This is a genomic window from Gracilibacillus pellucidus, from assembly GCF_033949965.1.
In the GTDB taxonomy this organism is placed as follows: domain Bacteria; phylum Bacillota; class Bacilli; order Bacillales; family Amphibacillaceae; genus Gracilibacillus; species Gracilibacillus pellucidus.
In genome coordinates this window covers 507645-524162 of record NZ_JAWZSR010000001.1, presented here as the reverse complement: position 1 = coordinate 524162, position 16518 = coordinate 507645, and the positions used below count along the sequence as shown (strand labels likewise).

General features: G+C 35.2%; 16 protein-coding genes. 3 read left to right on the top strand and 13 right to left on the bottom strand.

Annotated features, from left to right (window positions below; translation table 11 throughout):
- The first annotated feature begins 4 nt into the window (after positions 1-4).
- On the top strand, positions 5-589 hold the full coding sequence (gene leuD / locus SH601_RS02500; protein WP_319956646.1) for a 3-isopropylmalate dehydratase small subunit: 585 nt from the start codon (positions 5-7) through the stop codon (positions 587-589).
- Between the two features lie 179 nt (positions 590-768).
- Positions 769-1464 (top strand): TraR/DksA C4-type zinc finger protein, encoded by a 696-nt coding sequence (locus SH601_RS02495; RefSeq protein WP_319956645.1) that lies wholly within the window; start codon positions 769-771, stop codon positions 1462-1464.
- A 49-nt stretch (positions 1465-1513) separates the two neighbouring features.
- Here the strand turns inward: SH601_RS02495 and SH601_RS02490 are convergent, their stop codons facing one another.
- The 8 genes from SH601_RS02490 to SH601_RS02455 form a co-directional block, all read right to left on the bottom strand.
- Positions 1514-2140: a DUF421 domain-containing protein gene (locus tag SH601_RS02490; RefSeq protein WP_319956644.1), complete on the bottom strand. Its 627-nt coding sequence runs from the start codon at positions 2138-2140 to the stop codon at positions 1514-1516.
- 501 nt (positions 2141-2641) lie between these two features.
- The gene (locus SH601_RS02485; protein WP_319956643.1) at positions 2642-3364 is read right to left on the bottom strand and encodes a CPBP family intramembrane glutamic endopeptidase; all 723 of its coding nucleotides are present in this window, start codon (positions 3362-3364) and stop codon (positions 2642-2644) included.
- A 273-nt stretch (positions 3365-3637) separates the two neighbouring features.
- Positions 3638-4330: a deoxyribose-phosphate aldolase gene (gene deoC / locus SH601_RS02480; protein ID WP_413775087.1), complete on the bottom strand. Its 693-nt coding sequence runs from the start codon at positions 4328-4330 to the stop codon at positions 3638-3640.
- Positions 4320-4724: a cytidine deaminase gene (locus SH601_RS02475; RefSeq protein WP_319956641.1), complete on the bottom strand. Its 405-nt coding sequence runs from the start codon at positions 4722-4724 to the stop codon at positions 4320-4322. Before SH601_RS02475 ends, deoC begins: the two co-directional genes overlap by 11 nt.
- 114 nt (positions 4725-4838) lie before the next feature.
- The gene (locus SH601_RS02470; protein ID WP_319956640.1) at positions 4839-5651 is read right to left on the bottom strand and encodes a purine-nucleoside phosphorylase; all 813 of its coding nucleotides are present in this window, start codon (positions 5649-5651) and stop codon (positions 4839-4841) included.
- 16 nt (positions 5652-5667) lie between these two features.
- Positions 5668-6846, bottom strand: a complete 1179-nt coding sequence (deoB, locus tag SH601_RS02465) for a phosphopentomutase (RefSeq protein WP_319956638.1) — start codon at positions 6844-6846, stop codon at positions 5668-5670.
- 237 nt (positions 6847-7083) lie between these two features.
- Entirely contained in the window at positions 7084-8385 is a 1302-nt protein-coding gene (locus SH601_RS02460) for a pyrimidine-nucleoside phosphorylase (RefSeq protein ID WP_319956637.1), read from the bottom strand.
- Between the two features lie 130 nt (positions 8386-8515).
- Positions 8516-9241 carry a GntR family transcriptional regulator gene (locus SH601_RS02455; protein WP_319956635.1) on the bottom strand — a complete coding sequence of 242 codons (726 nt, stop codon included), beginning with the start codon at positions 9239-9241 and terminating at the stop codon, positions 8516-8518.
- A 180-nt stretch (positions 9242-9421) separates the two neighbouring features.
- On the opposite strand from SH601_RS02455, the gene htpG reads away from it, so the two are divergent.
- Positions 9422-11302, top strand: coding sequence for a molecular chaperone HtpG (htpG, locus tag SH601_RS02450; protein WP_319956633.1), 1881 nt, complete (start codon positions 9422-9424; stop codon positions 11300-11302).
- Positions 11303-11353: 51 nt separating this feature from the next.
- Here the strand turns inward: htpG and SH601_RS02445 are convergent, their stop codons facing one another.
- The 5 genes from SH601_RS02445 to SH601_RS02425 form a co-directional block, all read right to left on the bottom strand.
- Complete coding sequence (locus SH601_RS02445) at positions 11354-12397, bottom strand: lactonase family protein (RefSeq protein WP_319956632.1); 1044 nt, start codon at positions 12395-12397, stop codon at positions 11354-11356.
- Positions 12398-12795: 398 nt separating this feature from the next.
- On the bottom strand, positions 12796-13053 hold the full coding sequence (locus SH601_RS02440; protein WP_319956631.1) for a hypothetical protein: 258 nt from the start codon (positions 13051-13053) through the stop codon (positions 12796-12798).
- Positions 13054-13142: 89 nt separating this feature from the next.
- The gene (locus SH601_RS02435; RefSeq protein ID WP_319956630.1) at positions 13143-13676 is read right to left on the bottom strand and encodes an RNA polymerase sigma factor; all 534 of its coding nucleotides are present in this window, start codon (positions 13674-13676) and stop codon (positions 13143-13145) included.
- A gap of 20 nt (positions 13677-13696) precedes the next feature.
- Positions 13697-15643, bottom strand: a complete 1947-nt coding sequence (locus SH601_RS02430; RefSeq protein ID WP_319956629.1) for a DUF6449 domain-containing protein — start codon at positions 15641-15643, stop codon at positions 13697-13699.
- Entirely contained in the window at positions 15618-16517 is a 900-nt protein-coding gene (locus tag SH601_RS02425; RefSeq protein ID WP_319956628.1) for an ABC transporter ATP-binding protein, read from the bottom strand. The genes SH601_RS02430 and SH601_RS02425 overlap by 26 nt, the downstream gene beginning before the upstream one ends.
- Position 16518: the final 1 nt, after the last annotated feature.

Sequence of the window (16518 nt, the reverse complement as noted above, 5' to 3'; positions counted from 1 at the left end):
ACATATGGAACCAATTCGAAAGCATAACGGACTTGTCTATCCACTTAATCGGGCGAATGTGGATACGGATCAAATTATTCCGAAACAATTTTTGAAACGTATATCTCGTCAAGGCTTCGGTCAATATGTATTTTATAACTGGCGTTTTGACTCAAAAGATAAATTGCGTGAGGATTTCTCACTAAATCAGCCTAAATATGAAGGTACATCTATTTTAGTTGCAGGTGAAAATTTCGGTTGTGGCTCATCTCGAGAACACGCTCCATGGGCATTACAAGACTATGGATTCCGTGTAATCATCGCACCTAGCTATGCTGACATATTTTACAACAACTGTACAAAGAATGGGATTCTTCCAGTTAAATTAACAGAAGCTGAAGTGCAAACATTAATTACAAATGCTGAGGCAGATCAATATTATTTAACTGTAGACCTTGAAACAAAAAAAGTCTTTGATAACCAAGGATTTGAAGCAACATTTGATTTAGATAACTATAAACGTGAAATGCTACTTAATGGATGGGATGAAATTGCCGTTACATTGACACATGCAGATAAGATATCCCAATTCGAAGAAGCACGGAATTAATGAAAAAACTGGTCTCCTTTTCATACAAGGGATCAGTTTTATTTTTCCTCCTCTCCTCTATTTTATGCAATTCATGAACATCCTAACTCCTTAGCTTGTAAACCATATTTTTCCCTTGGTGAGATAACTATATTTCGGGCACACTATTGTTGTACCTTGTTTAAGGAGGTGTAACAATCGTGCAGCCTAATCAAATAAAACAATGTAAAGACGAATTATTAGCACGGAAAAATCTAATAACGGAACATGCAGGTGACGATTTTGGTTTAAATCAAGCAGCTATGCAAGAGAATGTTTCCGAATTATCCAATTATGACAATCATCCAGCTGATACTGGGACAGAATTATTTGAACGTGAAAAAGATATTGCACTTCATGAGCATGAAGAAAAAGAGCTTGCTGACATTGAACAAGCACTACAAGCAATTAAAAATGGCACATATGGCAAATGTGAAGTATGTCAAACAGAGATACCGGCTGAACGAATGCTAGCAATGCCAACTACAACTCGTTGTATGGAACATGCTGAACAATATGTAGACAAACAACGCCCTATTGAAGAAGATATCCTTCATTCTAATGTAGATGAACAAGAACTAGAAAGTGATGATTATACAATGTTTGATGGTGAAGATGCATGGCAAAGCGTAGAACAGTATGGTTCTTCTGATGGCCCCTCTGATTTTTACGACACTGAAAAGGATTATGACAATATGTATTATCATTCCAATGAACAGGTCGGTAGTGTAGAAGAACTTGAGGGGTTTCTTTTAACTGATATGAATGGTAAATACATTGGTGTTAATGACGCCCATGAAGAATACGAGGATTATTTAGATAATAATGATATCAAGTCTACCTTGTACGATCAATGAATGTAAAATTGTAGGACCACTACTAATAGTAGACGGTCCTACAATTTGTTTACCTTAAATGATCTGGTGGTGGTGTCTGGTGTTTTTTATCTGCTACTTCCTGAAATATATTTTCTTTGTTTGAAGAAGGTTGGTTATTATAGTTTGTTTTTACTGGTACTGGATTTATGGACGTTCGAATTTGTTCTAACTGATTGATCACTTGTTGCAAATCCGCTTTTGTCATTGGTTGAGCTTCAGGTTTTAATGCATAACCCAATTGACCATTTGGTTCTAGGGTTGCCCACTCTACATCACTTATTTGCATTACATTCTTTTGCCTTAGTAACATCTCTAACAGGTCAACGGAAAGACGATATCTTTTTAAATTTTTTTCTATAATTTTCCCATCTTTAATTAAGACATTTGATTTACCTGAAATTATCATCTCTGCTTTATCTGATTTTAACTGTATATACTCTATTACAATAAGTGTTATAATCAAAACCATACATACTCCAAATGTAACCCAAATATTTTCACCAGCTACAGGTTGAATAAGCAATGAACCGATCGCAATCATCAGAACAGTTTGTGCTAAGGTCATCTGAGAGATTGACTTTCTTCCAGCTACACGTAGTAGAAAAGTTCCTACACTGATAATTAAGATAGACTTCCATATCCAATCAAAGTCCAAGAGTAAACATCCTTTCACTATTTGTTAAATGTTATTTTCAATAATCAAGTAACATACTCAAGCCTTGCTTGAGGAAAGAACTTAACTAAATAAATAATCTTTAATTTCCTCTTCTTCCTTAATAGGTTGGCTTGACTGGGAAGGAATATGTATAGTAATCGTTAAACATTTTCCAGCACTATCTTTTAACTATTTACAAGGGGCTGTTACTTATTGTCCTAGTTAAAATACTATTAACAAATGTTATTTTACTCAAATTTGCGGTTTAACTTTGCCGCTGATAACATGCTTAGTAGATGATAGGAATTATCATTCAAGAAAACAAGTTGGTAGCCTGGTAAAATGAAAAATATTTTTATTGAATAAAAAGGCTGGAAACGATATAAGTGTGACTGAAAGCAAATAAAAAATGAAGATATGTTAGATGTGGATCCAGATAATTTGTAGCAGTTCTGACAATCATCCGTTTATTCGTTCGGATGATTGTCAGCTATTAAGTCCTTATAAGATACCTACAGCTATTAGCATGCCTGTGATAGCATATGCGTTCCACAGTATATGCAAGATAATCGGAGCGAATAATGAATTTGTTAATCGATACAATGTAACAAAAATCATCCCCATAATCGTCGCTGATAAAATATGTCCTTCATGAAGCACACCAAAAATAACAGATGAAACAACTAGACCAACAATAAAAGCAACTTTAACATCTAAAAATTTATGTAGTAGTCCTCTAAACATGATTTCTTCCTTAATAGGAGTGATAATAGTGAAGGCCAGATAAATCAATAAAATACTTAACCAACCATCTGCCATACTAGTCATATCAAATGTCTCAATCTGGCTGCCACCTTCTTCTAACTGCCAAACCTCTAAAATAAGAAATTGCACAACATAATTTAACACAAAACCAGCTAGAATATATACATATGTTTTCCATTTTTTTAAAGCTGCTAATGAAAATGCTGTTTTTAGGAATTGGCGTACTTTCTTAAAAATGATAAGAGCGATAAGAATGGCTAAAGCATCAAATAAAAGTAAAATATTATTTTGCTGCAATAAATTTGTGAAAGACCCTTCAACACCGCTATCTAAAATAATGGCAACAATCGCTATAATGAAAGTAATAGCGAAGGCTAATGCAAAGTAAGATGCAAAAAATCCAACCACTCCCCACCAACCTAAGTTTTTCTTTTTGTCTGTAACTGTTACATTTTCCATATAAAATTCTCCTTTTTTCTTAGTACCTACTAATATACGTTGAAAATAGGTATAAAGTTTCAAAAAAATCATTTTTTATAAAGTGAAATTTATCAAGGCGTTAGCATCCGTTTACCCCCTACTTAGCTTCCTCGTTTTCACTCGAACCTTGAAGTGAGGGTTTTGGGTGTTTACACCGTGATAAAGTTAGCACATGGTACAACAAACACTGCGAAAGTAGATGCGTACGCAAAAAAAGATACAGCACTGATCAGTGCTGTATCTTTTCTTCTTTTAATAATCACTATTTGAAGCTTCACCTTTTACAATTGCGACACTTGCACTTGCGCCAATTCGAGATGCTCCTGCATTTATCATTGCTTGAGCTGTTTCGGCATCACGCACTCCACCAGACGCTTTTACGCCAATTTCTGGTCCAACTGTTTTACGCATTAACGCAATGTCTTCCGCTGTTGCTCCTCCAGTTGAGAAACCTGTAGAAGTTTTCACATAATCCGCACCAGCAGCAACAGCTAATTTACACGCCGTTTCTTTTTCTTCATCTGTTAATAAGCATGTTTCAATAATTACTTTTACTAATGCTTTACCAGATGCTGCTTGGACAACTGCTTCGATGTCTTGTTGAACATCTTCATGTTTACCATCCTTAAGTGCAGCAACATTAATAACCATATCTACTTCTGTTGCGCCTTTTTCAATCGTATATTTTGTTTCAAATGCTTTAACAGCTGAAGTAGTTGCACCTAAAGGAAAACCAATAACCGTACACACTTCTACATTACTTCCTTTTAATAATTCTTTCGCATAGCTAACCCATGTAGGATTCACACAAACAGAATAGAAGCCATATTCTTTCGCTTCATTACATAATGTTTCAATTTGCTCATTGGTTGTATCTGGCTTTAGCGCTGTATGATCAATTTTATTTGCAATAATCATTTTCACATCTCCTCTATTATTTTGCATTGGATAAATCTTCCGCAATAAATGCGCCAGGAAGTAATTCTCTAACCGTTGTTTCTAATACATTATCTTCTAAATTCGTTAAAATCACTTTCATGTCAGGGTCACACAACTCTGCTAATACTTGACGACATGCTCCACAAGGTGAAACAGGTCGATCCATATCTGCCACAACAGCCATCATTTTAAATTTTGTCGAGCTATTTGCATAGGCATGAAATAAAGCAGTTCTCTCTCCACAATTGGCCATCGAATAAGCAGCATTCTCTATGTTACAACCATGAAAAACATTGCCATCTTCATCCAACAAAGCCGCCCCTACTTTAAACTTGGAGTAAGGAACATATGCTTTTTCTCTTGCAACTTTTGCTTCTTCTATTAACTGTTTTTCATTCATTGCTCGTTTCCCCCTTATTATTTACCACAGTGCAAACGGATATTATCTTTCTAATTCGTTTCGCCAACAATCAATAAGAGGCTTACCTCCCATCGATCGTAGTAACAAAACACATTAACCAATATCTTGAATCAGTTGTTTCACAAATTGTAAAAAGGATTCTCGTACTTTTTCTGTTGTTTCGATTACTTCATCGTGTGTAAGCGGCTGATCTAAAATACCTGCAGCCATATTAGAGATACAAGAAATACCGACACATTTAATACCTGCGTGACGTGCAACTGTTACTTCTGGTACAGTTGACATTCCTACAGCGTCTCCACCGATTATGTCTAACATACGAATTTCAGCAGGTGTTTCATAGCTTGGTCCAGTGTTCCACACGTAGACTCCTTCTTTAAGCGTAAGATTTAATTTTTCAGCTGCTTGTTTTGCCACTTGTTGCAATTCACGATCATAAGCAGTAGACATATCTGGGAAACGAACACCATGCTCACTTACATTCGCACCTATCAATGGATTTTGACCAGTGTTATTAATATGATCAGTGATTAGCATTAAATCACCAGGTTCTAATGTACGGTCTACTCCACCAGCAGCATTCGTAACAATTAATTTATCTACGCCTAACTCTTTCATTACACGAACAGGAAAAGTTACAGCGTCTAAACCATGACCTTCATAATAGTGAAAACGCCCTTGCATCGCAATAACTTCTACTCCTTGAAGAGTACCAATAACTAATTGTCCCGCATGCCCTTCCACTGTAGATACAGGGAATCCAGGGATTTCTTCATACTTTATTTTTGTTGGATTTTCAATTTCATCGGCAAGCATACCTAAGCCCGAACCCAGAATTAAACCGATTTGTGGTTGAGTTGTAATTTTTCCTTGTAGATATGTTGTTGTTTCTTTTAACTGTGTCATCTGAACAGTCCCCCTTTTATTTAATATCCTTTAAAAAGCTTTGACCGTGTGATGGTATTGTTACATCAAAATTATCTGCAATAGTAGCACCAATATCAGCAAATGTCTTTCTAAGATCTAATTGTTGACCTGAAACAATTTGGTTATGACGTACTAATAACGGTACATATTCTCTTGTATGATCTGTGCCATGGTGAATAGGATCATTACCATGATCTGCTGTGATAATAAACAAGTCATCTTTTCTTAATTTATCCAACATTTCCGGTAATCGCTTGTCAAATGCCTCTAATGCCTCACCATAACCTTGTGGATCACGACGATGTCCATATTTTGCATCAAAATCTACAAGGTTTAAGAAATTCAAACCATGGAATTCTTTATTCATTGATTGGATAAATTTCTCCATACCATCTGCATTGTCTTTCGTTCTGATCGTTTCTGTGACACCTTCTCCATCATAAATATCAGAGATCTTGCCAAGTGCGATTACATCATAACTAGCATCAGCTAATTCATTCATCACTGTCCGACCAAAAGGTTTCAATGCATAATCATGACGATTAGACGTACGTTCAAAAGCTCCAGGTTGTCCAATAAATGGACGAGCAATTACACGTCCAACCATGTATTGATCATTTTTCGTTAGGTCACGAGCAATTTCACAAATGCGATATTGCTCCTCAATTGGAATAATTTCCTCATGTGCGGCAATTTGTAAAACAGAATCTGCTGATGTATAAACAATTAAATCACCAGTCTTCATGTGTTCCTCGCCTAACTCATCTAAAATTTCTGTTCCAGATGCTGGCTTATTCCCAATAATTTTTCTTCCTGTTTTCTCTTCTAATTGCTTCACTAAATCTTCTGGGAATCCATCAGGAAATGTTTGAAAAGGTTGCTCTATGTGTAAACCCATGATCTCCCAATGGCCTGTCATGGTATCTTTTCCATTTGATGCTTCTTGCATCTTTGTATAGTGAGCTTGTGGTTGTTCTGCTTTTTCGATACCTTTAATCTCTCTTATATTGCTTAAGCCCAACTTCGCAATATTTGGCATATTAAGTCCATTCATATGCTCAGCAATATGCCCTAAGGTGTCTGCACCCTTATCATTAAATTGCTCTGCATCAGGTGCTTCACCAATACCAACAGAGTCTAACACAATTAAAAATACACGTTTAAATGGTTTCAAATGTAGTCTTCCTTTCTTGTTTTAACCATATATTTATCACGATGCAAACGTCCGAAATACTCGTTTCACCGTTCGAATGTTACACAGGAACGAAGTCAACGATAACGGACGCTAACTTCCAGATAAGTCATCAGCGAGAGTCAAAAACTGTTACAGGTTGTGGTCTCACTTTAGCTTTACACCTTATTTTATCTTTTTAGGTGTAGGATGTCCAACCTCTTTTCGCTCGTTACTTCTTTAATGAATAATTTCATAAATCAATGGTTGATTATTTACTTCTTCTTGCTCAATAGAGTATGCTTCTATAATTTTTTGTTCTACTTCGTTATTATCTTCTTGGTTACTGTACACTTTTACTAGCGTATCACCTTCTGTTACATTGTCACCGATTTTTTTCTGTAAAACGACACCAACAGCTAAATCTATTTCCGATTCTTTCGTCATACGACCTGCTCCAAGCATACTTGCAGCGATACCAATTTCGTCTGCAATAATCTCGTGAACAACACCCGTTTCTTTTGCTTTCACATCAACAACATATTTTGCTTGTGGTAATTGACTTGGTTGATCAACCATAGACGGGTCACCACCTTGAGATTCTACAAACTCTTTGAATTTCTCTAGTGCTTTGCCTGATGCAATAACTTCTTCAAGCTTTTGTCTAGCCTCTTCAATGGAGGCTGCTTGCTTAGCTAAATATACCATTTGACTTCCTAGTGTTAAGCATAATTCATGCAGATCTTTTGGACCTTTACCTTGTAAAGTATCAATTGCTTCTTTGACTTCAAGAGCATTTCCGACCGCAAAACCAAGCGGCTGATTCATGTCCGAAATAACGGCAATTGTTTCACGTCCTGCCCCATTACCGATATCAACCATTGCTCGAGCTAATTCTTTCGCATCTTCTAACTCTTTCATAAATGCACCTGAACCAGTTTTCACATCAAGTACAATCGCATCTGCACCAGAAGCAATCTTTTTACTCATAATGGAACTTGCGATTAATGGAATAGAATTAACTGTTGCCGTAACATCTCTTAGGCTATACAGTTTCTTATCTGCTGGTGTTAAGTTACCACTTTGTCCTACTACTGCAACTTTTTGTTCATTAACAAGCTTGTTAAATTGTTCAGACGTTAATTCTACTTGGAACCCTTCGATTGATTCTAATTTATCTATCGTTCCTCCAGTATGACCGAGCCCCCTACCTGACATTTTGGCAACAGGTACTCCAACTGAGGCGACTAATGGAGCAAGAATCAAGGTTGTCGTATCACCAACTCCTCCTGTTGAATGCTTATCCACCTTAATACCTTCGATATCAGATAAATCAACCTGATCACCTGATTCAACCATCGCCATCGTTAAATTTACTCGTTCTTCCGTAGTCATTCCTTGAAAGTAAAGCGCCATTGCCATTGCTGACATCTGGTAGTCTGGAATTTGATCATTTGTATAACCATCAATCATAAAATCGATTTCATTTTTCGTTAATGATTTACCATCACGTTTTTTAGCGATTAAATCGACCATTCTCATTATTATAACTTCCCTTCGGATTAATAAACTATGTTGACAATCAACAGCAATCATATCTCGCCTGATTTGCCTTCATTATATAAGTGTGGCATCTATCAAGTCAATTATTTGTTGAATCCTTCGTACTAAGCTAAAGTATTCGTTTTCTTATTACGCTGAAGCTAACTTGATTAGCACGGAAGAAATTTAATGAATACAGTACTGGTTGATCCTTTGTATCATAATGAATCTGTTTTAAAACAAGTAGCGGCTCATCAGGTTCAGCTGCCAATGTTTCAGAGATTTCTTCATGAAAACCAATAGTTTTAATGTCTGCTTTCGCGTAGCTAATGGTAATCCCTTTTTCCGTTTGAAATGAATCTAACATAGACTCCTCATTGAATTGATAATCCTCACCAATAATCGAAACCGGCACTTTATCAATACAATAGACAAGTGGCTCATCATTAGCAGTCCTAACACGCTTAACTAGATATATACGATCAGTTGCGTTTAATTTCAACTCATCAGCATCTTCTACTCTTGGATCAACGACACCTTGAAAAAGCAAATTAGTTCCAGGCTCTTTCCCTTCTCTTTTAATAAAATCTGTAATACTAAACAATTCTTCAATACCACCAGAAAATACTGGCTTCTTATTAATAAATGTACCAATTCCGTGCTTCCGAATAATAATATGCTCTTCTTCTAATATTCGTAGTGCTTCACGTAGTGTGTTCCGAGATACATTTAACTGTTTAGCAAATTCAAGCTCAGAAGGTAATCGTATACCAGGCTCCAACTCTCCTTCACTTATTTTCGCTTTAATTTCCTCCATTACATGTATGTAACGTGGTGTTTGATAATCATAGGTCAATTGCACTTCCCCCCTTTTTCCATTGAACCACTGACACACTTGTCTATATCATATCACATCGTAACATAAAACCTATAACCCTTGACAATAGAAGGAGCATATGGTAATTATTATGTATTAGCACTCAACAAACAAGAGTGCTAATCTACATATAAAAATAGTTAATAGGAGGAGATTATATTGGAAAAAAAGCAATTTCAAGCTGAATCCAAGCGATTACTTGAAATGATGGTCCATTCCATCTATTCACAAAAGGAAATCTTTTTGCGCGAGCTTATTTCAAACGCAAGTGATGCAATTGATAAAATTTACTATAAAGCTTTAACAGATGATAGTATCTCATTCAATCAAGACGATTATTACATCCGTATCGAAACAGATAAAGACAAGCGTACATTAACAGTTAAAGATACTGGTATTGGAATGACGCAAGAAGAATTAGAGGAAAACTTAGGTACGATCGCGAAAAGTGGTTCCCTTTCCTTTAAAAACGAAGTAGAAATGCAAGAAGGACAAGAAATCATCGGTCAATTCGGTGTTGGATTTTATTCTTCCTTTATGGTTGCTGACAAAGTAACGGTTTATACACGTTCACTACATAGTGAGCGTGGATTCAAATGGGAATCAAATGGTGAAGACGGTTATACCATTGAATCCTATGACAAGCAAGATATCGGAACGGAAATTATTCTGCAAATCAAAGAGAATGCAGAAGAAGAAAATTATGACGAATTTCTAGAACAGCATCGTCTAACTTCTATCATTAAAAAGTATTCTGATTTTATCCGCTACCCAATTAAAATGGAAGTAGTAGAACAAAAAGCGAAAGAAGATAATCCAGAAGAGTTAGAAGATATTATTGAAGATAAAACCCTTAATAGCATGGTGCCAATCTGGCGTAAAAATAAACAAGAACTGAATGATGAAGATTATGAAAGCTTCTATCAAGAGAAACATTTCGGATTTGATAAGCCTTTAAGCCACTTACACACTAGTGTCGACGGTATGGTTAGGTTCCAATCCATTCTTTATGTGCCAGAACAATTGCCATTCAATTATTACTCACAAGACTTTGAAAAAGGTTTAGAACTTTATTCTAATGGTGTATTAATCATGGAAAAATGTGCGGATTTATTACCTGATCACTTCAGTTTTGTACGAGGAATTGTGGACTCAGAAGACTTGTCACTCAATATATCCCGTGAAATTTTACAGCAAGACCGTCAAGTCAAATTAATCGCGAAGAATATTGAGAAGAAAATTAAAAACCATTTACAAAGCTTATTGAAAAACGAACGAGAAAAATATGTGCAATTCTTCGAAGCGTTCGGACGCCAATTAAAATATGGTGTTTACGCTGATTTCGGTACTAATAAAGATAAATTGAAGGACTTACTGCTATTCTATTCTTCAAGTGAAGAAAAACTTGTATCACTTAAAGAGTATGTGGAACGCATGCCTGAAGATCAAGAGCATATTTACTATGCTACTGGTGAATCACACGATCGAATTGAGAAATTACCACAAACAGAATTAGTAAAAGAAAAAGGCTATGAAATACTTTATTTCACAGATGAAGTAGATGAATTCGCAATCAGAATGTTAATCAATTATGATGACAAAGAATTCAAAAATGTTTCTAGTGGCGACCTTGACTTAGAGGATGAGGAAACGAAGAAAGAAGCGGAAAAACAAAAAGAAGAGCACAAAGATCTTTTAGCAGAAATGAAGGAAGCATTAGGTAATAAAGTGAAAGATGTGAAACTTTCCACTCGATTAGTAACACACCCTGTCTGTCTATCTGCTGATGGTGAAGTATCAATTGAAATGGAAAAAGTATTAAAACAAATGCCTGATAATCAAAATATTGAAGCATCAAAAGTATTGGAAATTAATAGCAAGCATGACATCTTCCAAACATTAGTCCGTGCACATGAATCAGATAAAGAAAAAGTAACATTATATACAAACATTTTATACAACCAAGCACTACTTATTGAAGGTCTACCTATTGAAGACCCTGTGGCATTAACCAATGATATGTGTAAAGTAATGAGTTGATTAAAAAATGTTGAACCACTTCATTAGCTGTGGTTCAACATTTTTTCTTTATTATGCATGTAAGAATTTCACACAAACAGCTTCGGGTGCTTTTACATCTTTTTGTAATAGTGTAAGTGTTCCGTGCTCTTGATCTCTTTCGAATAATGCTAATGTACCGGTTTCTTGATTTGCTGCTACAACAAACTGTTCTGTTGGATCTAAAACAAAATCACGTGGCCAATCACCTTCTGTATGTGTCCATTCCACAAATTCGACTGTAAAATCGTCTTTCACACGATAAATGGCAATCGAGTTATGGCCACGGTTTCCAGCATAAACAAATTTACCATCTGAAGATAAATGTATGGCACTACCTTGACTATTTTCTGTGAAGTCATCCGGAAGCGTAGAAATATACTGAACATCCTCAAAACTTCCCGCTGCTTCATCATATTTTAAGACAATTACTTCATTGCTTAATTCTGTCATCACATATGCATATTGTTTATTCGGATGGAAGGCAATATGACGCGGGCCACTTCCAGCTCTTACCTTTAATACATGGACTTCTTCTAACTCATCACCATTTGGACGATAAGTAGTGATCGTGTCACTTCCTAAGTCCACTACGATAACATATTGTTCGTCTGGAGTATATCCTGCAAAATGAAGATGTGGTTTTTCTTGACGTTCATGTGGACCATTTCCTTCATGTTCAATAGATTTAGGTGCTTGAATCGATCCATCTGCATTTACCGCAAATGATTCTACCTGCTTCGTATGATAATTAGCTGCAACAACTAATTTATTGTCACTATCTACACTTACGTGACAAGGTGCAGATCCATCCGTACCTTGATTATTAATTGTTTCCAAGGTTCCGCTTTCATCTATGATTTTTAAAGCAGTAATCCCGCCTTGATCGCCTTCTTTTGACACGGCATATACATATTGATTATCAGCACTAATAGTTAAGTATGTAGGGCCATCTAGCTTAGCTGCAGGTTCTACACTAGTAATTTTTTTCGCTTCTGTATCCAATGTAAAACGATAAACACCTTGACTTTCTTTTTTTGTATAAGAACCTATGTAGCCTATGTATTGTTTACTCATCTGCAAAATCCCTTTCTTTCTGTTAAAATTTTCACTCTTTTTATCATCGTGCACACGTCAATAATTCCCACTTCGATTCTCAATAAAGAAAAAGGTAGGAAGGTAGGAATGTAGGAATGAATGACACTAACTTCCAGATAATTTTCTCTAACAATCAGAAGAAGTATTATTTTATTATATCAGACATTTAAAACGAAAGAAAACTTGGCGTTTGGCCAAGTTTTCCATTTGTTATATATTCCCGTTTTTTCTCATTTGATAGTAAGCATATGCTCCAATTCCAATCGAAGCAAGCATCGGTAACATTCTTCTTTTTCTCAATGGATGCACCTCCAATCATTTCGGTACACCTATAGTTTCTCTCAAACATTATTTTTTAAGCAGAGAGATAACAGGATTTATTGGAATTTGCTACCAATAAAAAGAAAGAAAAGAATAAATAGACCAATCGTAAATGGCAATGCCCCAATTAAACTAAGACTCATTCCATTATAACCACCGACTACTTCATTTCCGATTAAATAAATGACAACGCCGACCGCACAACTAACAAATCCCCACCAATAAGATAGTTTTTTCCATAAGCTATAAACAGCCCCAATAATAAATAAGCATAAAAATACCCACGGTAACACAACATATATAAAGTAACTCATAGTATTCACCCTTTTTAAACACATACGATTATATTTCTAATACTTCTTATATTATAAACATATTTAACCAAAAGAAAAACCAGAAACTTTTACGCCCCTGGTTTTAGTGTAGATTCTTTTCTTTGATAATTTTTCTTTAATAGTTGTCGTGTACGGAATATACGGGTTTTCACCGCAGATGGTGTTATTTCCAACGTTTTCGCAATTTGTTCATCATCAAAGCCCATTTTAAATTTCAATTGGAACACAACGTGTAATTTTTCACTCTGATTAACGCATTCTTCTAACTCATCTAAAGTAGATTGCCAATTGATTTGGTCATCTACCTCACTACAAGAGCATAGAGCATGTTCCTCCATCAGTTCTGGTTTTTCCAATAAACCCATATGATGTCGATTTTCTTTCCGTAAGAAATCAATAGCTGTTCGTGACGTAATCGTTCGTAGCCACGCTCCCATCTTCTCAATTGACTCTATATCTATATGTTGTTTCATTACCTTTATCCATGATTCTTGGACGATATCTTCTGCTATTTGGCGATCTTTTACCAATTTAAGTGCAGTACAATGCATCATCGATTGGTATTTAGTAACTAAGGATGAAAAAATATCATTTGTAAACATCCAACACACCCCTACTATCTTTATTTAAAATATTCTGTTACAAAGGCAGGGAGCTCCTCTTCCGATACAATGTGCTCATCTAGCACATAATCCCCTCCTAATCCAAAGTAAACGATTGTCCATGTACCCTTCGGATCGATCTTCATATCTGTTAACTGTTCGATTTCATTTGTATCATTCACTATTAACCAATTTTCGTCATCGCTAAGATCCTCTAGTTCATAGTAATTAGGTATGTCTTCTGTAGAATTAGACACCGCTACTTTAGATACATTTTTGGGATTAATCGCAAATACTTTTGCTAAATCTTGCTCTTCTACTACATCCCATACATTTTCAAAACGATATAACATTGGTACGGAATAATACTCTTGAGGATATACTTCAAACTCGATTTCTTTTCGATCATAGTAATTGGTTTGAACCAAATCTTCATAGCTAGCATTTAAGTAATCTTGTTGATATGCTTGCACAAGCTCGTTTATAGCTTGCTTGTCATTGACAGTTAAACTTAATTGGTAACCATTTACAGAAACAGACTTAATTTCTTCCTGGCTATCAAACAACCAGTTCAAACTCGATTTCTTATACTCTTCTGATTCAATAATTGGTTTAAGATAGGGCTTAAATTCTTCTTCATAATACATAGAATATTGTCTTGTGATCATCTTCCCATTATTCAGATGATAATTAATAAAAATAGAACTATCACTATATACAAACTCCGAATTATCTACAATCTGCTCATGTAACTGAATAACCTTGTTTATTGTCTGCTTATCTGTAATATTATTAAATTTTGTTTTTCCATCTGAATCATAATAACCACCATAAAAAGTATTATCATCAATAAATGACACAGCTTCTACGTCATCAATATTCGGAATATTTGTCTTATACCCATACCAATCAAATACTACTGATAAAACGACAATAAGCGATATAGCTAAATAAGCGATAAGGCCTTTCCAGCTTCCCCATACACGCCATGTTTTTTGAATGATAATCTCTGCTATGATATATCCAAAAACGGCACCCACTACATAACCGAAAGTCATCCATTTTATACTTCCATTTTGGATTAAACCAAAGTATGAACCTCCGAGTAGCATAAAACAAAAAGTTACTCCAAACTTAAAAATGGGCTTTAAAACGGAAAACGTAATCGATTGATGACTTGCTTCTGTATCTCTCCATTTATATAGAACAAAAGTCAAACATATAAAGAAAAGACAAATCAACCAATAATGCCAATTTAAATAAAAATCACCGTCTACTTCAAACATTTGCAAAAAAGGGATAAATGGTAAAAATAAATCAAATGTACCAAATTCTCCACGCTCTCCTGTATATCCAATTAACAATTGCGCTAAATTTGACTGAATAAGCATCGTTATTCCATATGGAAATAAAATAGCAATCAAACTTAATCCGGCTTGAATAATAGAAATACCTGTTATCATACCAATTAAGAATGAGAGAGAATAAGTAAATGTTATTAACATTAAGGAATTATACAACCAAACAACAATATCCTGACTTTTATAAATAAAACTCAAATCAATCGTATAAGGTATGACTAATAAAATAAAACTCATTATAAGTACAGGTAAAACTAACATAGAGTAACCAATCATAAATCGTTGGATAAATAATTGCGATCTTTTCAATGGCAAACTATGCATAAACACTGCAACTTCTTTAACGTGTAGATAGCGACATGCAAACATTGCAGCAATTATTGGCACAGCTACTAGTAACACAAGTTGCAATGGTTGAAACTCAAATAGATTCTCCGGGGAATAATAATATACCTCATTAGACGAATTTACACTTGTATAAATCATTAACATTCTTAACGGCAGAAGAAAAACTAAAGCCAAAAAATAGGCTATTCCAATCCAGCCAAAAGAACGAAATGATTGTTTCCATATTTCTTGCTTAAAGTAAGATGTTGTCGATGGCATAGTTCACACCCTCCATTTCGTAAATAAAGATTTCCTCCAGTGTTAAGGGCAACATATCAAACACAACTGGATGATGTGGTATAATGGCATCTTCTATTTGTTCATAATCGCCCCGAACGATACACATATATACACTGCCACGCTTTTCTTGATGGACAATATCCAGGCCATCAAAGACTGCATCTGTCACTTCTTCTTTAAAAGCAAGCTGGACTTTATGTATATCTGATTTAAGATCATCTAAATCTTTCTCAACGATTAACGAACCTTTATGTAAAATTCCGACAGCATCACACAGGTCTTCTACTTCTTTTAAGTTATGAGAAGAAACAAGCACGGTCATGTCACGCTCTGCAACATCTTGAATAATCCAAGATTTTATCTTTTGGCGAATAACGGCATCCAAGCCATCAAATGGTTCGTCAAGAGCGAGATAATCCGGCATCGCACATAACGCAAGCCAAAAAGCTACTTGACGCTGCATTCCTTTTGAAAAACGATTAATTTTACGATTAATATCTAAATCTAATAATTGATGAATTCGTTCAAAACGTTCTTGATTCCAACGAGGATACATATTTTGATAGAATTGAGCCATTTGTTTTACCGAATAATGAGCAAAAAAGAAAAGTGCGTCCGGAATAAATACGACTCGTTCTTTTATTGATGGATTTTCAAACACACCTTGCTCTTCGATTGTGACTTCTCCACTATTTTGCTTAATAATTCCTGTGATAGTCTTTAATAAGGTTGTTTTTCCAGCACCATTTGAACCGAGTAAGCCATAAATAGAGCCCTTCTTAATTTGCAAATGTACATGATCCAATATATTTTCTTTCTCTATTTTCTTAACGACGTCTTGCACTTGAATCATC

Bases quoted from the DNA above. Each gene is read 5' to 3' on its own strand.
- leuD (WP_319956646.1), top strand. From the start codon at position 5: ATGGAACCAATTCGAAAGCATAACGGACTTGTCTATCCACTTAATCGG.
- SH601_RS02485 (WP_319956643.1), bottom strand. From the start codon at position 3,364: ATGGAAAATGTAACAGTTACAGACAAAAAGAAAAACTTAGGTTGGTGG.
- deoC (WP_413775087.1), bottom strand. From the start codon at position 4,330: ATGCAAAATAATAGAGGAGATGTGAAAATGATTATTGCAAATAAAATT.
- SH601_RS02475 (WP_319956641.1), bottom strand. From the start codon at position 4,724: ATGAATGAAAAACAGTTAATAGAAGAAGCAAAAGTTGCAAGAGAAAAA.
- SH601_RS02470 (WP_319956640.1), bottom strand. From the start codon at position 5,651: ATGACACAGTTAAAAGAAACAACAACATATCTACAAGGAAAAATTACA.
- SH601_RS02460 (WP_319956637.1), bottom strand. From the start codon at position 8,385: ATGAGAATGGTCGATTTAATCGCTAAAAAACGTGATGGTAAATCATTA.
- SH601_RS02445 (WP_319956632.1), bottom strand. From the start codon at position 12,397: ATGAGTAAACAATACATAGGCTACATAGGTTCTTATACAAAAAAAGAA.
- SH601_RS02440 (WP_319956631.1), bottom strand. From the start codon at position 13,053: ATGAGTTACTTTATATATGTTGTGTTACCGTGGGTATTTTTATGCTTA.
- SH601_RS02435 (WP_319956630.1), bottom strand. From the start codon at position 13,676: ATGTTTACAAATGATATTTTTTCATCCTTAGTTACTAAATACCAATCG.
- SH601_RS02430 (WP_319956629.1), bottom strand. From the start codon at position 15,643: ATGCCATCGACAACATCTTACTTTAAGCAAGAAATATGGAAACAATCA.
- SH601_RS02425 (WP_319956628.1), bottom strand. From the start codon at position 16,517: ATGATTCAAGTGCAAGACGTCGTTAAGAAAATAGAGAAAGAAAATATA.